The sequence below is a fragment of the Croceibacterium segetis genome, from assembly GCF_011320115.1.
GTDB lineage: Bacteria > Pseudomonadota > Alphaproteobacteria > Sphingomonadales > Sphingomonadaceae > Croceibacterium_B > Croceibacterium_B segetis.
This window is the reverse complement of the sequence record NZ_JAANOZ010000002.1, coordinates 1-18,234: the sequence shown is the minus strand read 5'-3', so window position 1 is coordinate 18,234 and position 18,234 is coordinate 1. Positions and strand designations below refer to the sequence as shown.

Annotated in this window: 16 protein-coding genes, 1 tRNA gene and 1 pseudogene; 11 read left to right on the top strand and 7 right to left on the bottom strand. The window is 66.8% G+C overall.

Annotation, left to right across the window (positions count from 1 at the left end; genetic code table 11):
* The first annotated feature begins 14 nt into the window (after positions 1–14).
* Positions 15–335, top strand: coding sequence for a thioredoxin (gene trxA / locus G7B69_RS01940; RefSeq protein ID WP_166175563.1), 321 nt, complete (start codon positions 15–17; stop codon positions 333–335).
* Here the strand turns inward: trxA and G7B69_RS01935 are convergent.
* Together G7B69_RS01935 and argJ are read right to left on the bottom strand one after the other, a co-directional pair.
* Positions 332–1,132: an inositol monophosphatase family protein gene (locus G7B69_RS01935; RefSeq protein WP_166176174.1), complete on the bottom strand. Its 801-nt coding sequence runs from the start codon at positions 1,130–1,132 to the stop codon at positions 332–334. The two genes, trxA and G7B69_RS01935, sit on opposite strands and share 4 nt — an antisense overlap.
* Before the next feature lie 8 nt (positions 1,133–1,140).
* Positions 1,141–2,367 carry a bifunctional glutamate N-acetyltransferase/amino-acid acetyltransferase ArgJ gene (gene argJ, locus G7B69_RS01930; RefSeq protein WP_166175561.1) on the bottom strand — a complete coding sequence of 409 codons (1,227 nt, stop codon included), beginning with the start codon at positions 2,365–2,367 and terminating at the stop codon, positions 1,141–1,143.
* Positions 2,368–2,494: 127 nt separating this feature from the next.
* Here argJ and G7B69_RS01925 point away from each other — a divergent pair, with 127 nt between their 5' ends.
* The 6 genes from G7B69_RS01925 to G7B69_RS01900 all read left to right on the top strand — a co-directional run bounded on the left by G7B69_RS01925 (position 2,495) and on the right by G7B69_RS01900 (position 8,757).
* Positions 2,495–2,764: a hypothetical protein gene (locus G7B69_RS01925; protein WP_166175559.1), complete on the top strand. Its 270-nt coding sequence runs from the start codon at positions 2,495–2,497 to the stop codon at positions 2,762–2,764.
* An 82-nt stretch (positions 2,765–2,846) separates the two neighbouring features.
* Positions 2,847–5,591 (top strand): preprotein translocase subunit SecA, encoded by a 2,745-nt coding sequence (gene secA, locus G7B69_RS01920; protein ID WP_166175557.1) that lies wholly within the window; start codon positions 2,847–2,849, stop codon positions 5,589–5,591.
* 63 nt (positions 5,592–5,654) lie between these two features.
* Positions 5,655–6,521 carry an SMP-30/gluconolactonase/LRE family protein gene (locus tag G7B69_RS01915; protein ID WP_166175555.1) on the top strand — a complete coding sequence of 289 codons (867 nt, stop codon included), beginning with the start codon at positions 5,655–5,657 and terminating at the stop codon, positions 6,519–6,521.
* Positions 6,511–7,713: an MFS transporter gene (locus G7B69_RS01910; protein WP_166175553.1), complete on the top strand. Its 1,203-nt coding sequence runs from the start codon at positions 6,511–6,513 to the stop codon at positions 7,711–7,713. The genes G7B69_RS01915 and G7B69_RS01910 overlap by 11 nt, the downstream gene beginning before the upstream one ends.
* Before the next feature lie 57 nt (positions 7,714–7,770).
* Positions 7,771–7,968 carry a hypothetical protein gene (locus G7B69_RS01905; protein ID WP_166175551.1) on the top strand — a complete coding sequence of 66 codons (198 nt, stop codon included), beginning with the start codon at positions 7,771–7,773 and terminating at the stop codon, positions 7,966–7,968.
* Between the two features lie 39 nt (positions 7,969–8,007).
* Positions 8,008–8,757: a class I SAM-dependent methyltransferase gene (locus tag G7B69_RS01900; protein WP_207785927.1), complete on the top strand. Its 750-nt coding sequence runs from the start codon at positions 8,008–8,010 to the stop codon at positions 8,755–8,757.
* Between the two features lie 39 nt (positions 8,758–8,796).
* Here G7B69_RS01900 and G7B69_RS01895 read toward each other — a convergent pair.
* A tRNA-Asn gene (locus G7B69_RS01895) sits at positions 8,797–8,871 on the bottom strand.
* A gap of 277 nt (positions 8,872–9,148) precedes the next feature.
* Between G7B69_RS01895 and G7B69_RS01890 the strand changes: the two genes are divergently transcribed.
* Positions 9,149–9,379: a hypothetical protein gene (locus G7B69_RS01890; protein WP_166175549.1), complete on the top strand. Its 231-nt coding sequence runs from the start codon at positions 9,149–9,151 to the stop codon at positions 9,377–9,379.
* Positions 9,380–9,389: 10 nt separating this feature from the next.
* On the opposite strand, the gene G7B69_RS01885 is transcribed toward G7B69_RS01890, so the two are convergent.
* Positions 9,390–10,175 (bottom strand): NAD kinase, encoded by a 786-nt coding sequence (locus G7B69_RS01885; protein WP_166175547.1) that lies wholly within the window; start codon positions 10,173–10,175, stop codon positions 9,390–9,392.
* Between the two features lie 110 nt (positions 10,176–10,285).
* Between G7B69_RS01885 and G7B69_RS01880 the strand changes: the two genes are divergently transcribed.
* Positions 10,286–11,089, top strand: a complete 804-nt coding sequence (locus tag G7B69_RS01880) for an EAL domain-containing protein (RefSeq protein WP_166175545.1) — start codon at positions 10,286–10,288, stop codon at positions 11,087–11,089.
* Here G7B69_RS01880 and mfd read toward each other — a convergent pair.
* The 3 genes from mfd to G7B69_RS01865 form a co-directional block, all read right to left on the bottom strand.
* Positions 11,086–14,571, bottom strand: coding sequence for a transcription-repair coupling factor (gene mfd, locus G7B69_RS01875; RefSeq protein ID WP_166176170.1), 3,486 nt, complete (start codon positions 14,569–14,571; stop codon positions 11,086–11,088). The two genes, G7B69_RS01880 and mfd, sit on opposite strands and share 4 nt — an antisense overlap.
* Positions 14,572–14,707: 136 nt before the next feature.
* Complete coding sequence (locus G7B69_RS01870; protein WP_166175543.1) at positions 14,708–14,980, bottom strand: FAD assembly factor SdhE; 273 nt, start codon at positions 14,978–14,980, stop codon at positions 14,708–14,710.
* A 31-nt stretch (positions 14,981–15,011) separates the two neighbouring features.
* A complete protein-coding gene (locus G7B69_RS01865; protein ID WP_166175541.1) occupies positions 15,012–15,524 on the bottom strand; it encodes a hemerythrin domain-containing protein in 513 nt (170 codons plus the stop codon).
* A gap of 133 nt (positions 15,525–15,657) precedes the next feature.
* Here G7B69_RS01865 and recG point away from each other — a divergent pair, with 133 nt between their 5' ends.
* Together recG and G7B69_RS01855 are read left to right on the top strand one after the other, a co-directional pair.
* A complete protein-coding gene (gene recG, locus G7B69_RS01860) occupies positions 15,658–17,718 on the top strand; it encodes an ATP-dependent DNA helicase RecG (protein WP_166176168.1) in 2,061 nt (686 codons plus the stop codon).
* Positions 17,719–17,834: 116 nt separating this feature from the next.
* Positions 17,835–18,234: pseudogene (locus tag G7B69_RS01855) on the top strand (energy transducer TonB); the annotation flags it as partial.

Sequence of the window (18,234 nt, the reverse complement as noted above, 5' to 3'; positions counted from 1 at the left end):
AAGGAGCCTCTCCGATGCCCACCAAAGCCGTCACCGATGCCAGCTTCCAGACCGACGTGCTCGAGTCGTCGACGCCCGTGCTGGTCGATTTCTGGGCCGACTGGTGCGGGCCGTGCAAGATGATCGCCCCGGCGCTCGAGGAAATCGCCGAGGAGCTTGCCGGGCAGGTGACCATCGCCAAGATGGACATCATGGAGAACCCCGAAATTCCGGGGAAGATCGGCGTCCAGTCGATCCCGCTGATGGTCCTGTTCAAGGACGGCAAGCCGGTCGCGCAAAAGCTCGGCGCGGCGCCGAAGAGCCAGCTCAAGGGCTGGATCGAGAGCGTAATCTAGGCGGCCAGCGCCGCAAGCCGCTCGGCCATCTCGTCCCATAGCCGGGGTGAGGAGGCGCAGATCAGGCCAGGTTTGTCCCATTCGTCGACGCGGTAGGCCGAGCCGTCGTGCCGCGCTGCCTTGCCGCCCGCTTCGTTGAGGAACAGCGCGCCTGCCGCATGATCCCACGCGAGCGTGCGCTCGACCAGCGAGAGGTCGTTCTGCCCGAGCACCAGGTGCGGATACTGCTCGGCCGAGCAGCGCGGAATGTCGACCAAGGTGTAATGCGGCGCGATGTGCTCGCGGATCGCCTCGCGGCGCGAGGGGTCGACGAAGATCAGCGAAATGGCGGCCACCGGCGGCTCGGTGCCGGTGGCTCGCGCGACGATCTTCTCGCCGTTGATGAAGGCCCCCTTGCCGCGATGGGCGATGCACAGGCGATCGCTGAGCGGATCGTAAATCCAGCCGGTGTGCGCCACACCCGCCTCGGCCATCGCCACGATGATGCCGAAGGGTTGCCGCCCGTGAGCGAAATTGTGGGTGCCGTCGATCGGGTCGACGATCCAGCATGGGCCGGACAAGCGCTCGAGAACTGTGGGATCGGCGAAGGCCGCTTCCTCGCCGACGACGGGCAGCCCGGGGATGATCTTGCCGAACCCTTCGGTCAAAAGCTCTTCGGACAGCTTGTCGGCCACGGTGACGAAATCGTCGGCGGCCTTTTCCTCGATCTGGTGGGCCGCCAGCGATTGAAAATGCGGCAGGATCGCCTTCTGCGAGACCTCGCGCAGGAGATCATGCACGGCCTGGTGGAAGGCCATGATGTCGGTCACGAGCGGTAGTCGGCGTTGATGGCGATGTAGCCGTGGGTCAGATCGCAGGTCCACACCGTCGCGCGTCCCTCACCGAGACCGAGATCGATCTCGACCTGGATTTCGCGGCCCCTGAGGTGCGCGGCGACGGGGGCTTCGTCGTAATCGGCGAGCGGCTGCCCGTCGCGCGCCGCCCAGGTGCCGCCGAAACCGATCGAGAGCTTGTCGCGGTCGGCCGGCTCGCCCGCCTTGCCGACGGCCATCACCACGCGGCCCCAGTTCGCGTCCTCCCCGGCGATGGCGGTCTTGACCAGCGGCGAGTTGGCCACCGCGAGGCCGATCCGGCGCGCGCTGTCGTCGCTGGTCGCGCCGGTGACCCGCACCTCGATGAACTTCTGCGCGCCTTCGCCGTCGCGGACGACAAGCTGGGCGAGCTGCCGGCAGACGTCGTGCAGGGCGGAGGCGAAGGCGTCTGCGCCCGGGTCGTCGAAGGAGGCTAGGGGAGCGTTGCCCGGGGCGCCGGTGGCGAAGGCGAGCACGGTGTCGCTGGTCGAAGTATCGCTGTCGACGGTGATGCAGTTGAAGGTATCGGCCGCCGCAGCGCTGAGCAGGCGCTGGAGGAATGCGGATTCGACGGCCGCGTCGGTGAACACGTAGCCGAGCATCGTCGCCATGTCGGGCGCGATCATCCCGCTGCCCTTGATGATCCCGGCGATCGTGACGGTGCGCCCGTCGACCACCGCGGTCGCCAGTGCGCCCTTGCGAAATGTATCTGTCGTGCCGATGGTTGCGGCGGCTTCTTCCCATGAACACTGAGGTGCCGCGAACACCGCGGCGACGCCTTCGCGCGCCTTGTCCTTTGGCAGCGGCACACCGATCACCCCCGTCGAGGAGACGAACACATCGCTCGGCTCGCAGCCGAGGTGCTGGGCGACTTGCGCCATGATCTGCTCGACCGCCTCGCGTCCGCGAAAACCGGTGAACGCGTTGGCATTGCCGGCGTTCACAACCAGTGCGCGCGCGCGGCCGAGCCGCACTTGCTCGCGCCCCATTTCGACCTCGGACGAGCAGCAAACGTTCTGCGTGAACACCCCGGCGACAGCGGTGCCTTCGGCGAGTTCGACGTATGTCAGGTCGCAGCGGTCCCAATCCTTGTAGTGTGCGCGGGCGACGCGCGGCGTCACGCCGGCGATCGGCGGGATGGCGGGAAACGGCAGGGCAAGTGGCGAGCGTTCGAGGTCCATGGCGGGTCAGCGCATAGGCAATCGCGGACGGCGCGACAATCGGCTGCGCCATCGGGCTGCCGTTCCGGCTGAAAACCGGGGCGCTTTTCATGGACAAATCAGACCGCATTGCTATCTATCCGGAGACATGCTGCGCCGATTGCTCACCATCCTTGCGATCCTCACCGGACTGGCCGCCGCCGGCGCTCCGGCGCAGGCGGCGCAGGTGAGCGACGTCGCCAGCGTGCGACTGGTCGCCAGTGCCGAGTTCGTCAGCAAGTGCACGCTGCCGAGCAGCGGCCCCGCGCTCACACCGCCGGCACCGCAGAAGGACGCCGGCAAGGCGCCTTGTCCCAAGCCGCGGCCGCCGGTCGTGCTGCCACCGGTGATGCTCCGCGCCGACCGCGCGCTCGAATAGCCTGACGCTTCCGCCAGTCGTTTAGCTACGGCCGCGCCGAGCCGCGCGGCCGCCTGTTTCGTTTCAACACCAGGAATTCGTCATGCTCGGCACCATTGCCAAAGCCATTTTCGGGTCGGCCAACGACCGCTACGTCCGTTCGCTCGACCGGACGATCGCCACCATCAACGCGCTCGAGCCGCAAATCCAGGCGCTCAGCGATGCCGAGCTGCAGGCGCAGACGCAGAAATTCCGCGAGCAGCTCGCCGACGGCAAGACGCTCGACGACATCCTCCCGGAGGCCTTCGCCACCGTTCGCGAAGCTTCGGTTCGCGTGCTCGGGATGCGCCACTTCGATGTCCAGCTGGTCGGCGGCATCGTGCTCCACCGCGGCGAGATCGCCGAGATGAAGACCGGCGAGGGCAAGACCCTCGTCGCCACGCTGGCGACCTATCTCAACGCCATCGAGGGCAAGGGCGTCCACGTCGTCACGGTCAACGACTACCTGGCCAAGCGCGACGCCGAATGGATGGGCCGCATTCACAAGTTCCTCGGGCTCACCGTCGGCGTGATCGTGCCCAACCTCTCGGAGCCGGAACGGCGCGAGGCCTATGCCGCCGACGTCACCTACGGCACCAACAACGAGTTCGGCTTCGATTACCTGCGCGACAACATGAAGCACGAGCGCGAGCAGCAAGTGCAGCGGCCGTTCAATTTCTCGATCGTCGACGAAGTCGATTCGATCCTCATCGACGAGGCCCGCACGCCGCTGATCATCTCCGGCCCGACCGAGGACAAGGCCGATCTCTACATCCAGCTCGACGAGGTCGTGAAGACGTTCGAGGCGGAATACTACGAGGTCGACGAGAAGGCCCGCAACGTCAGCCTGACCGAGGAAGGCAACGAGGAGATCGAGCGGCGCCTCGCCGAAGCCGGGCTGCTTTCGACCGACAACCTCTACGACGTCGAGAACACCCAGGTCGTCCACCACCTCGACCAGGCGCTGAAGGCCAACATCATCTTCAAGCGCGACATCGATTACATCGTCAAGGACGGCAAGGTCGTCATCATCGACGAGTTCACCGGGCGCATGATGGAAGGGCGCCGCTGGTCGAACGGCCTGCACCAGGCGGTCGAGGCCAAGGAAGGGGTGCAGATCGAGCCCGAGAACCAGACGATGGCGACGATCACCTTCCAGAACTACTTCCGCATGTATCCCAAGCTTTCCGGCATGACCGGCACCGCCGCCACCGAGGCGGCCGAGTTCTGGGAAATCTACAAGCTCAACGTCGTCGAGATCCCGACCAACGAGCCGGTCGCGCGGATCGACGAGGAAGACGAATTCTACAAGAACACGGCGGACAAGTTCCTAGCGATCGCCAAGTCGATCCGGGAGAAGCAGCAGATCGGCCAGCCGGTGCTCGTCGGCACGGTGTCGATCGAAAAGTCGGAGCTGCTTTCCAGCTATCTCGAGAAGGAGGGGGTCAAGCACGCCGTGCTGAACGCGCGCTTCCACGAGCAGGAAGCGCACATCGTGGCCCAGGCCGGCCGGCTCGGCGCGGTGACCATCGCCACCAACATGGCCGGCCGCGGGACCGACATCCAGCTCGGCGGCAACGTCGAGTTCCGCATCGAGGACGAGCTCAAGGACCTCGAGGAAGGCCCCACGCGCGATGCGGCCATCGCCCAGATCAAGGCCGAGGTCGCCGCCGAGCGCGAGAAGGTGCTCGCCGCGGGCGGCCTGTTCGTGCTCGGCACCGAGCGCCACGAGAGCCGCCGCATCGACAATCAGCTGCGCGGCCGCTCGGGCCGTCAGGGCGATCCCGGCCTGTCACGCTTCTACCTCTGCCTCGAGGACGACCTCCTGCGCATCTTCGGCCCGGATACGCTGTTCGCGCGGATGATGAACTCGAACCTCGCCGACGGCGAGGCGATCGGCAGCAAGTGGCTGTCGAAGGCCATCGAGACCGCGCAGAAGAAGGTCGAAGCGCGCAACTACGAAGTTCGCAAGCAAGTCGTCGAGTACGACAACGTGATGAATGACCAGCGCAAGGTGGTCTACGAGCAGCGCAGCGAGATCATGGACAGCGAGCGCGTCGACGATGTGGTGGTCGACATGCGCCACGATGCCATCAACGCCATGGTCGGCACCGCCTGCCCGCCGGGATCGTACCCCGAGAATTGGGGCATCGAAGCCCTCGCCGCCAAGATCAAGGACGTCCTCGGCATCGAGCCGCCTCTCCAGGACTGGTTGCAGGAAAATGCGGTCGAGCCCGAGATGATCGAGGAACGGCTGGTCGCGATGACCGACAAGATCATGGCCGACAAGATCGCCGAGAACGACGGCGCGGTCTGGCGCCAGGTCGAAAAGCAGGTCCTGCTCGATCGGCTCGACTACCATTGGAAGGAGCACCTCGCGACGCTCGACGCGCTGCGTCAGGTGGTGTTCCTGCGCGCCTATGCCCAGAAACAGCCGATCAACGAATACAAGCAGGAAGCGTTCGGCCTGTTCGAGCTGATGCTCGAGACCATTCGCGAGGATGTGACACGCATTCTGCTGAACAGCCAGCTGCGTATCGCTCCGCAACAGGCGAGCCTGCCTGAGCTGCCCGATTTCCTCACCGGGCATATCGATCCGTTTACGGGCATGGACGATTCGGCCGACCGGGATGGGTCGGCGCGAATTCCGGAGATGTTCGGCGCGCTCGGGGCGACGACCTTCGCCGCCGCCGAAGCGGGCGGCGCTGACCGCGACAATCCCTACGCCGGGATGGACTTGAGCCGCAACGCGCCGTGCCCCTGCGGCTCGGGCCAGAAATACAAGCACTGCCACGGCGCCGCCGACTAAGCGGCAACCCCCTTGCCGCAATCGTAACGACTGTTAGGATTGCGGCGAGAGGAAGCGCCGCCAATGAAGATCAGCAAGCTCGACCTGCCGAAATGCAAGGTCGGCGAAGGGCCGGTGTGGGACGTCGCCGAGCAGGTACTGTACTACATCGACATCGTCGAAAAGGCCGTGTTCCGCTGGGACCCCGCTTCGCCCGATGTGAAGCGTTGGGGCGTCCCCGAGGTCATCGGTTCGATGGCGTTGCGCGAAGGCGGTGGAGCAATCGTCGCGCTCGGATCGGGGGTGCATTCGCTCGATTTTCGAACCGGTGCGGTCGAGCCGCTGGCGCTGCTCGATCCGCCGGATCCTGAGGTGCAGCTCGCTGACGGCAAGGTCGATCGCGCTGGCCGTTTCGTGTTCGGCACCAGCCACCGGGCGATGAAGGAGCCGAAGGGCGGGCTCTATTCGCTGGAGCGGGGGTTGCTCACCCAGCTCGACGGGGACATTCACCTCGGCAACGGCCCGTGCTGGTCGCCCGACAGCCGCACGCTCTACCACGCCGACAGCCTGCGCCACCTGATCTACGCGTACGACTACGACCTCGAGACCGGCGCCGCGACCAACCGGCGTCCGTTCTTCGACAGTTCGCCGTGGGGCCCGATCCCCGACGGTGCGACGGTCGATGCCGGCGGCAACCTGTGGACCGCGATATGCGAGGGCGGGGTGGTGCTGTGCGTCAGCCCGGCCGGCGAAGTGCTGCGCGAGATCGCCTTCCCGACGCGAATCCCCGCCAGCGTGATGTTCTTCGGGGCCGAGCTAGACCGCCTGTTCGTGCCCACTATCGACCCTTCGTTCATCCCCGGCCGCCAAGCCGCACCCGACGACGGTTGCTGCTTCGTGATCGACGGGCTGAACGTGCAGGGCCTGCCGGAGCCGCGCTATGCCGGGTGAGATCGACTACAAGCGGATGCTGCCGCTGATGTTCGCGGTGTTCGTCAACATCGCCGGCTTCAGCCTGATCCTGCCGCTGCTACCGTTTTACGGCCCCCTGTTCGGCGCCGGAGCCTTCGAGGTCGCCCTGCTGTTCGCCGCCTACAGCCTGGGCAACGTGTTCGGCGAGATCTTCTGGGGCCGCCAGTCCGACCGCTGGGGCCGCCGCGCGGTGCTGGTGGCGACCACCGCCGGCGCGGCGATCACTTATGTCGCGTTCGCCTATGCCCCGGGGCTTTGGATCGCCATCGCCATTCGCGTGGTCAACGGCTTCTTCGGCGGCACGCTGAGCGTCGCGCAAGGATTCCTCGCGGATGCGTCACCACCGGAGAAGCGGGCCAAGGCCATGGGCCTGTTCGGAGCGAGCTTCTCGCTCGGCTTTGCTTTCGGGCCGGTGATCGGCGGGCTGCTTGCCGGCGAGGGCGGAAGCCTGGCCGATTTCCATGCCCCGATCCTCGCCGCCGCTGCGCTGTCGGCGATCACCGCAGTCTGGTCGCTGCTGGTGCTGCGCGACGCGCGCGCGCCGCTCGGCCGGGCCGCCCCGTTGCCGCGTTATGGCGAGGCGGTGAGCTACGTGACCTCGCACACCCTGCTGCTGCGACTGTTCGTGATCTCGTTCCTGGGCATCGCTGCGTTCGCTTCGATGGAGGCGGTCTACGGCTTGTGGAGCGAGGCCAATTTCGGCTGGACCGCGAGGGACCTCGGCTTCGCCTTCATCGCCATCGGTGCAGGCGGGCTGATCGTGCAGCTGTTCTTCCTTCATCCGCTTGTCGTGCGCTTCGGCGAGGGGCGGGTGATCGCCGGCGGGATCGTCGTCCTCGCCGCATCGATGCTGCTGCAGCCGATCCTGCGCGAGCCTTACGTCGCCGTGCTGCTGATGGGCACGTTGATGATGGGTCACAGCCTGGCGTTTCCGACCTCGGGCGCGCTCACCAGCCGCACGGTCCCGCCGGAGCGGCAAGGCAGTGTGATGGGGCTGCTGATGGCTTCCAACGCATTCTCCCGCATCATCGCGCCGCCGACGTTCGGCCTGATCTACGAGTTCGGACACGACGCCCCATGGTACGCCGGCGCCGCAATGATCGCGCTGGCAGTGCCACTGGCGCTGCAGATCGCCGTGCAGGCGCGCAAGCCTGCTGCCGCACCCGGCTAACCCTTGCCTTGCCGCCCGATTGGCTTAGCATCGCGCGGCAGTCAGGAGGGTCACCAGATGACGCAAGGAAACGAGTCGGCGCGCGACCTCGAGCACGAGCTCGCCAATTCCGAAGCCAAGGTAAAAGCGGCGCAGCATCTGCTGAAGCGCGCGGCCGAAGAGATCGAGGATCTTGTCGAGGCCGATTGCGAGGATGAGCAGAAGAACATCGCGACGCAAGCGGCCGAACGCTTCCGCAAGGCCGCTTCGCTTTAAATCCAGGCTTCCAACAACGCCAGGACCGGGAGAGACATCGTGAGACTTGCCTTCGCCTTTACCGCTTCGCTAGCCCTCGCCACCTCGAGCCTCGCAGTGAGCGCGGCGGCGCAGAACGTTTCGCCGGCGATTTCCGCTGCCGTTGCGGACACCCAGCGCCCGGCCGCCGACACCGCGCGCGACGTCCATCGCAAACCGGCGCAGATCGTCGCCTTCGCCGGGGTCAAGCCGGGCGACAAGGTGGCCGAATTGATGCCGGGCGGCGGGTATTACACGCGCATCCTCGCCAGGACCGTCGGGCCCAAGGGCCACATTTATGCGCTGGTGCCGACAGGGTTTGCCAATCGCCCTGGCGGGCTCGACGCGCTCAACGCGCTCGCCGCGCAGTACGGCAACGTCACCGTGGTCCCCACCGACCTCGCCAATTTCAAGCTCGACACTCCGGTCGACGTCGTGTGGACGACCGAAAATTACCACGATTTCCACAACGGCCCGACCGCCAACATCCCCGGGCTCAATGCCGCGGCCTTCGCCGCGCTGAAGCCGGGCGGCGTCTATTTCATCGAGGATCACGCCGCGGCCGCCGGCGCGGGCACGACCACGACCTCGACGCTGCACCGGATCGACCCGGCGGCGGTGACTTCAGAGGTGCAGGCAGCCGGCTTCAAGCTCGATGCGCAATCGACCCTGCTTGCCAACCCGAAGGACACACACGAGCTCGGGGTGCGCGATCCCTCGATCCAAGGTGAGACCGACAAGCTGGCGCTGCGCTTCAAGAAGCCGGGCTGACCGCAGAGCGGGCCGGCGGCGTCAGCGACGGCGGAAAATTGGCTCCCCGAGTTGGATTCGAACCAACGACCAAGTGATTAACAGTCACCTACTCTACCGCTGAGCTATCGGGGAGCAGCCCGATGGGCAGGTCCGCGCCTATATGGGCGGCCTCGGGGTTTTGCAAGCCCGTCGAACGGGCAAGTTCGCCGGTGTCCAATCTGCCTCCGCCGGCGAGCATCCGTTCCGCATTTTTCCTTATATCTCTGTATCTTGCGAGATCTTCCGCCGCTCGGCTCGCCGCCTGGGAAAAACCCTTGATCGCATGACGCGGAACTCAGGTCCGCGCCGGGCGATGCTCCTGTGTGGATGTGCCACCCGGCGCACCACGGGTTGCAACACGGAGATCACCATGAAGCCGATGAAGAGCGCTCTTACCTGTCTGGCCGCAACCGGCCTTTTGCTGTCGCAGCCGGCTGCTGCCGCCAGCGCGGTTCGTGCCAGCTCGCCGACAGGGGACAGCGAAGAACTCGCCGGCGTACCTGGTGCCGCGCTTCCAGCATTGATCGCCATTCTGGCGGTCGCCATCGTCGCGGTGATTGCGTCCTCGAGCGACAACAACAACAAGCCGGTCAGCCCGTAGGCGACGATCTTCAGGCGACGAACTGCTCGCTGACAATTCTTTCGTCGAGGCTGTGGCCGGGGTCGAACAGCAGCGTCAATTCGCTGCCGTGATCGATCGCCAGCCGCACCTCGGCGATGTCGCGCACTTCCTTCTGGTCGGCGACGGCGGCGACCGGTCTCTTGGCAGGTTCCAGCACGCGTAACGTGACCGTGCTCTGATCGGGCAAGATCGCGCCGCGCCAGCGGCGCGGCCGAAACGGGCTGATCGGCGTCAGCGCGAGCATGTTGGAGGTGAGCGGGAGGATCGGCCCATTGGCTGACAGGTTGTAGGCGGTCGAGCCGGCCGGCGTCGCCAGCAGCACCCCGTCGCAAGCCAGCTCGGGGATGCGCACCTTGTCGTTGACGGTAACCTCGATCTTAGCCGTCTGGCGCGTTTCGCGCAGCAGCGAAACCTCGTTGATCGCGTTGTGCACGTGATGCGCGCCGTCCTGGGTGATCGCGGTCATGCGCAGCGGCGCGACTGCGATGTGCCGCGCCTTGGCGAGCCGGGCGGCGACGTTCCCGGAACGATGCGGGTTCATCAGAAAGCCGACGGTACCCAAATTGATCCCGTAAGCCGGGATCACGCGCCCCTCGTCGAGCATCTGGTGCAGCGTTTGCAGCATGAACCCGTCGCCGCCGAGCACGACCGCGGCGTCGGCCTCCTCCAGCGGCACCCAGTCGGCCGCGCCGGCAAGCTGGCGAGCGGTTTCCTGCGCCTTCTCCACGGGTGAGGCGAGCAGGGCGAGCCGTTCGAATTCCGTCTTCACGCCCATCGGCGGCCCCTCCTTGGCGGCGCGGCAGATACCTATGGACCCCCGTCCCGATTTGCAACGCGCACCGCGAAACGGCAGACGCGGGACGCGCAGTCAGCCAGAGCACGGCAATGTTCAGCGCCGACACCATTCCCGACCGCCGTGGGCTTGCCGACCGGCGCGGCGGCGGCAAGCGGTCGGAGGAACTGACCGCGGCGATCGAACTGGGCCAGGTCGAGATCCTCTTCCAGCCACAGTTCGCCAGCGCCGGAAACCGGCTTGTCGGCGCGGAAGCGCTGTCACGCTGGAATCATCCCCGGCTGGGCCGGATCGGCATCGAGGCACTGTTCGACATTGCGGAGCGCTGCGGCCGCGCGACCGAACTCACCAGCCACATTGCGATCCGCGCGCTCGCCGTCGCCAGCGCCTGGCCGGAGCATTTGCGGTTGTCGATCAATATCTCGGCAGCCGATCTCCTCGACGACAATTTTGGCACCACGATCCTGGCCGCCCTGACCGTCGCCGATTTCGGTCCCGAGCGCCTGACGATCGAGCTCACCGAACAGGCGCTCGTCTCCGAACTGGACCGTAGCGGTGTCCAACTCGACCGGTTGGCGCGCCGCGGTATTCGCATCGCGCTCGACGACTTCGGCGCCGGATTCTGCAATTTCCGCTATCTCAAGCACTTGCCGCTCGACGGGCTCAAGCTCGACCGCTCGATGATCGAGGGTATCGTCGACGACGAGCGCGACCGCGCGGTTTTGCGCGGGATTGTCGCGATGGCCTGGGCGCTCGGCCTGTGGGTCGTCGCCGAGGGGGTCGAAACCGAGGAACAGCGCCTCGCCATCGCCCGAGAAGGCTGCGAGAAATGGCAGGGCTTCCTAGGCGGCGCGCCGATGACGGCAAGGGCCTTCGCCGACTTCGCCGCCGGCTAAGCCGGCACTTTCTCGCGTTTCGCCGCGCGTTTCACGATGCCGCTGAGTCCCTTGGTCAACTGGACCAGACCGTTGAGCCGGGCTGCTGGGTCGCCCCAGGCGCGGTTGATCACCAGTTTCATGTCCGGGCGCAGCTTCGCGGTCCCCTGGAGCCGCTCGACGTAGGCGATCAGGCCGGCCGGATCAGGGAAATCGTCGTTGTGGAAGGTGACCAGCGTGCCGCGCGCGCCGACGTCGATCTTGGCGACGTTGGCGGCGATCGCCTGGTGCTTGATCTCGATCAGCTTTATCAGGTTGGCCGTGGGCTGCGGCAGCGGGCCGAAGCGGTCGATCATCTCGGCGGCGAGTGATTCGATGTCGCCCGGCTCGGCATCGTTGAGCCGGCGATAAAGCGCCATCCTCACCGCGAGATCGGGCACGTAGGTGTCGGGAATCATGATCGGGGCGTCGACGGTGATTTGCGGGCTGACGCTCTCGCGCTCGCGCTCGAGGCCCATTTCACCGGCCTTGGCGGCCAGGATCGCGTCCTCGAGCATCGACTGGTAGAGTTCGAAGCCGACCTCGCGGATGTGGCCCGACTGCTCGTCGCCGAGCAGGTTGCCGGCGCCGCGGATGTCGAGGTCGTGGCTGGCGAGCTGGAACCCGGCGCCGAGGCTGTCGAGGTCGCCGAGCACCTTGAGCCGCTTCTCGGCCACCTCCGACAGCTGCGTGTCCTTCCCCGTTGTCAGGTAGGCATAAGCGCGCAGCTTGGCCCGCCCCACGCGCCCGCGCAGCTGGTAGAGCTGGGCGAGCCCGAAGCGGTCGGCACGGTGGATGATGATGGTGTTGGCGCTCGGGATGTCGAGCCCGCTCTCGACGATGGTGGTCGAGAGCAGCACTTCGTACTTCTTCTCGTAGAACGCGCCCATCCGCTCCTCGACCTCGGTCGGGCTCATCTGACCGTGGGCGGTGACGAACTTCACTTCCGGGACGTGCTTGTGGAGCCAGTCGCTGACTGATTCCATGTCAGCAATGCGGGGGACGACGATGAAGCTCTGCCCGCCGCGATGATGCTCGCGCAGCAGCGCCTCGCGCATGACCATGTCGTCCCATTCCATGACGTAGGTGCGCACCGCGAGGCGGTCGACCGGCGGGGTCTGGATGGTCGACAATTCGCGCAGCCCGCTCATCGCCATCTGCAACGTGCGCGGGATCGGCGTGGCAGTGAGCGTGAGGACATGCACGTCGGCGCGAAGCTGCTTGAGCTTTTCCTTGTGGGTGACACCGAAGCGCTGTTCTTCATCAACGATTACAAGGCCCAAGCGCTTGAACCTGGTAGTTTTCGACAGGATCGCGTGGGTGCCGATGACGATGTCGATCGTGCCGTCGGTGAGGCCCTCGCGCGTTTCCTTGGTTTCCTTGGCCCCGACCAGGCGGCTCAGGCGGCCGACCTTGAGCGGGAAACCGGTGAAGCGATCGGAGAAGTTCTGGAAATGCTGGCGCGCGAGCAGGGTGGTTGGCGCAACCACCGCGACCTGCTCGCCGTTCATCGCCGCCACGAACGCGGCGCGCAGCGCGACCTCGGTCTTGCCGAAACCGACGTCGCCGCAGACGAGCCGGTCCATCGGCTTGCCTTCGGCGAGGTCGCCGAGCACGTCCTCGATCGCGCGTTCCTGGTCGTCGGTTTCGTCCCACGGGAAGCGGTCGACGAACTGGGCGAGGGCGCTCTCCTCGGCCACGAACACCGGCGCCTTGCGCAGCGCGCGGGCGGCGGCGGTGCGCAGCAGGTCGTTGGCTATCTCGCGGATGCGCTCCTTGAGCCGCGCCTTGCGGCGCTGCCAGCCTTCGCCGCCGAGCCGGTCGAGCGGGACCAGCTCCTCCGAGGAACCGTAGCGGCTGAGCACGTCGATGTTCTCGACCGGAATGAACAGCTTGTCGCCGCCGGCATACTCGAGCCGCACGCAGTCGTGCTGGCTCTGGCCGACCTGGATGGGCTCGAGGCCCAGGTACTTGCCGATGCCGTGATCCATGTGAACCACCAAGTCGCCCGCATTGAGCGCGGCCAGTTCGGCGAGGAAGGCGTCCGAATCCTTGCGCTTCTTGCGCCGGCGTACGAGCCGGTCGCCGAGCAGGTCCTGTTCGGTGAACAAGTCTATCGCGTCGTTCGAGAAGCCCGTGTCGAGCGGCAGGACCAGCGCCACCGGCCCCTTGGCGGCGAGACCGAGCGCTTCCTGCCAGCTATCGGCCAGTCGCGCCCTGGCGCCGGCTTCCTCGAGGATCGAGACGATGCGGCTGCGCGACCCGGTCGAATAGGCGGCGAACAGCGGCTTGCGGCCATCCTTGGCGACGGCCTTGAGGTGCGCGGCGGCCGCTTCGTAGACGTTGTCGCCGCGTGAGCGTTCGGGGGCGAAATCGCGCGCCGAGCGAAAGGCGAAGTCGAGCACCGAGGCGCTTTCGGGCTGGGCGAAGATGTCCGCGCGGTGGACCGGCCAACCCACCAGCTTCCCGGCGAATTCGTCGGGCGAGAGGTAAAGCGCGTCAGTGGCCAGCGGGCGGTAGCTCCCCGCTGCCTGCCCGGTGATCTCGCCGCGCTGGCGGTGATAGTCGTCGATGTCCTTGAAGCGCTCGTCCGCGGCCGCCAGCGCGGCGGAATCGATTACCATCAGGTCGTCGTGGCCAAGGTGATCGAACAACGTAGCCAGCTTGTCCTCGAACAGCGGCAGCCAGTGCTCCATCCCGGCGAGACGGCGGCCTTCGCTGACCGCCTGGTAGAGCGGGTCCTGCGTCGCATGCGCACCGAACTGCTCGCGATAGCGGGAGCGGAAGCGCTTGATGGATTCCTCGTCGAGCAGCGCTTCGCTCGCGGGCAGCAGCAAATGCCCGTCGATCACTTCGGTGGTGCGCTGGGTGCCGGGGTCGAACAGCCGCAGGCTTTCGAGCTCGTCGCCGAAGAAATCCAGGCGAAGCCCTTGCTCGAGACCGGACGGAAAGAGGTCGAAAATCGATCCGCGCACCGCGAACTCGCCGTTGTCGACCACGGTGTCGGTGCGCGAGTAGCCTTGCCGCTGTAGCAGCGCGCTGAGGCTCTCGTGCCCGATCGTTATGCCCGGCTTCAACTCGCGGACGGATTCGCGGATACGGAACGGCGTCAGCACGCGTTGCAGGAGCGCGTTGACCGTCGTCACCAGCAGTTGCTTGCCGCGCTCTCCCGATTGAAGCTGGTGCAGCGCCGAAAGCCGCCGCGCGCTGACCGACAACGCCGGGCTCGCGCGGTCGTAAGGCAGGCAGTCCCACGCGGGCAGCTCGATCACCTGCAACTCGGGCGCGAACCAGCGCGCGGCGTCGACCACCTCGCGCATCGCCTGCTCGTCGGGCGCTACGAACACCGCGCGGCCTTTTGAAGCGCGCGCGAGGTCGCCCATCACCAGTGGCTGTGCGCCGCGCGCCAGTGAGGCGAGGGTCAGGGGGCTGTCGGCGGAAAGAATTCGGCTCAGATCGGGCATGCGCTGGGTCGGAAAGTCCTGGTAGTCACGGGTTGCGGGCACGCGCGAATACCCGCCGGCGCGTTTTGAAACGGCGTCACCGGCGGGTATTTGTGCGTTGCGAGCCGCCTAGGCGGCCAGGCGCGCATCGCGCAAGCTATATGGTGACGTAATCGAGCTTTTTCAGCGCCTGCATGAGAGGACCAGCATAGCTTTCCGGCACCTCGGCGCTGCCGAGAGCCCAGGCCATGATCTCGACATCGTCTTCCTCGAGCAGCGCTTCGAACCATTCGAGGTCGGCCTGTGACCAGGCGGCGTGGTGCCGGTCGAAGAACCCGCCGATCATGTAATCGGCCTCGCGCGTGCCGCGATGCCAGGCCCGGAAGCGGGCGCGGGCCAGGCGAGGGGCGAGATCGGGGGCGGCAATCATGCCCGCCCCCTCTCCCTTCAGCCGGGGCGCGTCAAGCCGCTTGGGGCGTCACAACGGTCGGCTGAGCCGGCGGCAGGCCGCCACTTTCGACCTGCGCCAGCAGTTCTTCCCTTCGTGCCAGCATCTGGTCGCGCAGCTCGACGAGGTCGACGTCGGTGTCGCGCGCTTGCGAGAACATGCCTTCGCTCGGCGCTTCCTCTTCCTTGACGTGGTGTTCGATCTCCTCGCCCAGCACCTTGACCTTGGCGTCGTAGTAGTCGTCGTCCGGGCCGCCGGCCATGATGTCGTTGACCAGTACCTTGGCCCCGTCATGCTCGACATAGGCTTCGCTGAGGGTGTCTTCCTCGATCTTCCCTTCGAGCGCGGGATAGAAGATCTCTTCCTCGAGCATTGTGTGGATCTTGAGCTCGTTGCAGATCTGTTCGGCGAGCTGCTGCTTCCTGCCGTCGCCGCTGGCGTTCTCGAATTTCGAAAACAGCTCTTCGACCTTGCGATGGTCCGCTTTCAGCATCGCGATCGCGTCGGTAAACTCCTGTTGCGCCATGATTTGCTCCTGTGGTGGGGGCAGGGAGCGCCCTTGCTCGCCTAAAGCCTCAATCATGGCGAAGTTCCCCCAATTAACATATCTCAGCGCGGTGGCGGGTGACGACGCCGGGCGGGGCGATTAGACCGTGACCATGCGCCCCGACCGCCTCAACCCGCTGTTCGCCGAAGCCGACAGCCTCGAAGGCGTCGGCCCCAAGTTGAAGAAGCCGCTGGAGAAGCTCGGGCTGACCCGGGTGCGCGATGTGATCTATCACTTGCCCGACCGCTTCGTGCAGCGCCGTGCGGTGACCGATCTCGACGAGGCCGCCGAAGGCGAGCAGATCGTCGTCGCGCTGACTCCCGTCGAGCACCGCGCGCCGAGGAACAACCGCGGGCCGTACCGGGTGCTGGCGCAGGACGTGAAGGGCAACGTCCTCGCGCTGACCTATTTCGGCCGCGCCAGCTATACCGCCAAAAAGCAGTTGCCGGTCGGCGAGACGCGCTGGGTCGCCGGACGGCTCGATCGCTATGGCGACATGCTGCAGATCGTCCACCCGGACCATGTGGCCGAGAGCAGCGCCGGGCTGATGGGGCATCTCGTCGAGCCGGTCTATTCGCTGGCCGAGGGGCTGACTCAGCCGAGGGTCGCCGACCTCGTCGCGCAATCGCTCGATCGCACGCCCGAGCTGCCCGAATGGATCGAGCCCGGCCTGCTCGACAAGCACAAGTGGCCGGCCTGGCGCGACGCGCTGGCGCTCGCCCACCGCGCCGAGCATCCGGAGGCGCGCGACCGCCTGGCCTACGACGAGCTGCTGGCGAACAGCCTCGCGCTGTTGCTCGTCCGCGCGGACAATCGCCGCCGCAAGGGGCAGCCGCTGCAGGGCGATGGGCGGCTGCGGTCAAAGCTCCGACTACCCTATTCGCTGACCGGCGCGCAGCGGCGTTCGATCGGCGAGATCGAGGGCGACATGGCCCAGCCGCACCCGATGCTACGATTGCTGCAGGGCGACGTCGGCTCAGGTAAGACGGTGGTTGCGCTCGAGGCGATGCTGATCGCGGTCGAGGCCGGCGCGCAGGCGGCGCTGCTGGCGCCGACCGAGATCCTCGCCCGCCAGCACTACGACACGCTGCGCCAGCTCGCCGCGGCGACCGGCGTGCAAATCGCGCTGCTCACCGGCCGGGACAAGGGCCGCGCCCGCGAGAGCATCCTGATCGGCCTGATGGACGGCAGCATCCAGATCGTCGTCGGCACCCACGCGATCTTCCAGGAGACGGTCGGATACAAGAATCTGGGCCTGGTGGTGATCGACGAGCAGCACCGTTTCGGGGTCTCGCAGCGGCTGCTGCTGACACAGAAGGGCAAGCTGACGCCGCACACCCTGTCGATGACCGCGACCCCGATCCCGCGCACGCTGGTTTTGGCGCAATACGGCGAGATGGAGGTCAGCCAGCTCGACGAAATGCCCCCGGGACGGCAAGCGATCGATACCCGCGTGATCGCGGTCGAGCGGCTGCCGGAGGTGGTCGACGGAGTGGCCCGACATCTCGAAAGCGGTAGCCAAGCCTACTGGGTCTGCCCGATGGTCCGCGAGCACGAGAGCGAGGACATCGCCGCCGCCGAGGCCCGCTTTGCCGCCTTGCAGCACAGGTTCGGCGACCAGGTCGTGCTGGTCCACGGCCAGCTCAGGCCCGAGATCAAGGACGCCGCGATGGAGCGGTTCTCCTCCGGAGGCGCCAAGCTCCTCGTCGCGACCACGGTGATCGAGGTCGGCGTCGATGTGCCGAGCGCCACGCTGATGGTGATCGAGCAAGCCGAACGCTTCGGTCTTGCCCAGCTCCACCAGCTCCGCGGACGGGTCGGGCGGGGCAGCGCCAAGTCGGTCTGCCTCCTGTTGCGCAGCGCCGAGCTTAGCGAAACGGGCAAGCAGCGCCTCGCACTGATGCGCGAGACGCAGGACGGCTTCCGTCTCGCCGAGGAAGACCTCAAGCTGCGCGGCGGCGGCGAACTGCTCGGAACCCGGCAGAGCGGCGACACCCCCTTCCACATCGCCGACCTCGAGCAGATCCAGCGCCTGTTGCCCCTGGCGCATGACGACGCCCGATTGCTGGTCGAGCGCGACGGCGGGCTGACCGGCGAACGGGGTGAGGCGGCGCGGCTGTTGCTCTATTTGTTCGAGCGCGATTGGGGCGTGCAGTTGCTGCGCGGCGGGTAACCGTACGGGGATCGCAAGCCTGACTGGAACATTCAGTGAAGGTGCATGCCCTCGCTGTTAGGTCGCCACAGATGTATGCTTGGCACCCTCCTCGCGCGTTGTCGGCGGCATCGTCGGTGGCGATCGTCGCGCTGATGGCCGCGTTGCTCGTGCTCGGCCTGGGAGTCCGGCAGGCGGCGCGGCAATCCCTGTCGCTGGTCTCGGTGGCGCTCTCGTCGCCGCAACCCCAGCCGACCGAGCGGCCCAAGCCGCCCGAAGTGCGCCATGTCGACAAGCCGGCGCCGAAGCACCGGGCATCGCCGCGCAACTTGCGCAACCAGGCGACGCAGATCGTGGCGCCGCCGGTGCGCCCGCTCATCGTCCCGCCGCCGGTCGTGACCGCTTCTCAGGCGGGAATGGGCCCGGCCGCCAACACCGGCGCCTCCGCGCTGCCCGGGCCGGGGCAGGGCGCCGGCGGCGTCGGCGACGGCAACGGCGGCGGCGGCCTCGGCGGCGAGGGGAACGGTGCCGGCGACG

What these genes read in the sequence shown, in the direction of transcription:
- G7B69_RS01935 (WP_166176174.1), bottom strand. Translation starts at nt 1,132, where the DNA reads ATGGCCTTCCACCAGGCCGTGCATGATCTCCTGCGCGAGGTCTCGCAG.
- G7B69_RS01905 (WP_166175551.1), top strand. Translation starts at nt 7,771, where the DNA reads ATGACGCAAGGAAACGAGTCGGCGCGCGACCTCGAGCACGAGCTCGCC.
- G7B69_RS01910 (WP_166175553.1), top strand. Translation starts at nt 6,511, where the DNA reads ATGCCGGGTGAGATCGACTACAAGCGGATGCTGCCGCTGATGTTCGCG.
- recG (WP_166176168.1), top strand. Translation starts at nt 15,658, where the DNA reads ATGCGCCCCGACCGCCTCAACCCGCTGTTCGCCGAAGCCGACAGCCTC.
- G7B69_RS01915 (WP_166175555.1), top strand. Translation starts at nt 5,655, where the DNA reads ATGAAGATCAGCAAGCTCGACCTGCCGAAATGCAAGGTCGGCGAAGGG.
- G7B69_RS01870 (WP_166175543.1), bottom strand. Translation starts at nt 14,980, where the DNA reads ATGATTGCCGCCCCCGATCTCGCCCCTCGCCTGGCCCGCGCCCGCTTC.
- G7B69_RS01925 (WP_166175559.1), top strand. Translation starts at nt 2,495, where the DNA reads ATGCTGCGCCGATTGCTCACCATCCTTGCGATCCTCACCGGACTGGCC.
- G7B69_RS01885 (WP_166175547.1), bottom strand. Translation starts at nt 10,175, where the DNA reads ATGGGCGTGAAGACGGAATTCGAACGGCTCGCCCTGCTCGCCTCACCC.
- trxA (WP_166175563.1), top strand. Translation starts at nt 15, where the DNA reads ATGCCCACCAAAGCCGTCACCGATGCCAGCTTCCAGACCGACGTGCTC.
- argJ (WP_166175561.1), bottom strand. Translation starts at nt 2,367, where the DNA reads ATGGACCTCGAACGCTCGCCACTTGCCCTGCCGTTTCCCGCCATCCCG.
- G7B69_RS01865 (WP_166175541.1), bottom strand. Translation starts at nt 15,524, where the DNA reads ATGGCGCAACAGGAGTTTACCGACGCGATCGCGATGCTGAAAGCGGAC.
- mfd (WP_166176170.1), bottom strand. Translation starts at nt 14,571, where the DNA reads ATGCCCGATCTGAGCCGAATTCTTTCCGCCGACAGCCCCCTGACCCTC.
- secA (WP_166175557.1), top strand. Translation starts at nt 2,847, where the DNA reads ATGCTCGGCACCATTGCCAAAGCCATTTTCGGGTCGGCCAACGACCGC.
- G7B69_RS01890 (WP_166175549.1), top strand. Translation starts at nt 9,149, where the DNA reads ATGAAGCCGATGAAGAGCGCTCTTACCTGTCTGGCCGCAACCGGCCTT.
- G7B69_RS01880 (WP_166175545.1), top strand. Translation starts at nt 10,286, where the DNA reads ATGTTCAGCGCCGACACCATTCCCGACCGCCGTGGGCTTGCCGACCGG.